1 protein-coding gene is annotated in these 1007 nt (G+C 74.1%); it reads right to left on the bottom strand.

From position 1 onward, the window contains the following. Positions 1–1007, bottom strand: a 1007-nt coding sequence (locus ESO86_RS17620; protein WP_207207224.1) for a 3'-5' exonuclease, incomplete at both ends; no start/stop codon positions are given.

Raw genomic sequence — 1007 nt, 5'->3', positions numbered from 1 at the left:
GCGCGCACGACGGCCGGACGGCGCGCGCCCAGCGGATCGAGCGGCCAGCTCACGCGGGCCGCCTCGGACGATCGCGGGTTCTCCGCCTCGGCCGGGGTCGACGGCAGCGCCGCGGCATCCACCACCCCGGCCATGACCAGCTCGCGCAGGAACGGGCTCGGCGACCGCGGTGCGCGCTGCGTCGCCCACCACGATCCGGAGAGCAGCAGCTCCGCCCGTGCGCGCGTGAGGCCGACGTAGGCGAGCCGGCGCTCCTCCTCGGCGTGCCGTTCCCGGTTCTCCTCGGAGTAGGCCTTCACCGCCTCATCGAACTCGACCTGGCTCTGCACGCCCCGCCAGGCCAGCTGCGGGATCTCGTCGGCATCGCCGCGGAATTCGTCGGGCAACGTGCCGAACGACAGCCAGCCCCGGTTGCTCCGTGGCTTCGACGGGAGCTCGTCGTCGACCATGCGCGGAATGGCCACCACGTCCCACTCGAGTCCCTTCGAGCCGTGGATCGAGAGCACCTGGACGGCTCCCGGCTCGGGCTCGTCCTGTCGGGGGCTCAGCCGGTCGCGCTGCTCGGCCTCGGTCAGCCACCCGAGGAACGCGCCGAGCGTCGGGTGCTCGGCCGAGTCGACGAAGCTCGTCACGAGGTCGTCGAACGACTCGAGGCTCGCCGAACCCAACGGCTGGGCCGGGTTCGCGGCCACCTCGATGTCGAGGAGGAGCTCCTGCTGCACCAGGGTCACGAAGTCGACGAGCCCGAGCCCGGCGCGGCGCCGGAGCGCCTGCAACTGGGCGCCCGCGCGGCGCATGCGGGCGAGGCCCTCCTCGCTCAACCGTGCGAGGGCACGGTGGTCGTCGGGCGCGGTGAGGACGAAGTCGAGCGCGTCGACGATCGACGGCGACTCGTCCGGGGCGATCGACCCGCGGATGCCGCGGCGCACCTCGTCGGCGAGGCGCCGCGTCGACAGGTCGCGGTCGGCCAGCCACTTCCCGAGCGCCCCGAGCGCGGCGAGGTCGGC

It is taken from the genome of Agromyces binzhouensis, assembly GCF_004135055.1.
Classification (GTDB): Bacteria; Actinomycetota; Actinomycetes; order Actinomycetales; family Microbacteriaceae; genus Agromyces; species Agromyces binzhouensis.
Note: the sequence above shows the minus strand (reverse complement) of the source record. Positions and strands in the feature narration are given on the sequence as shown.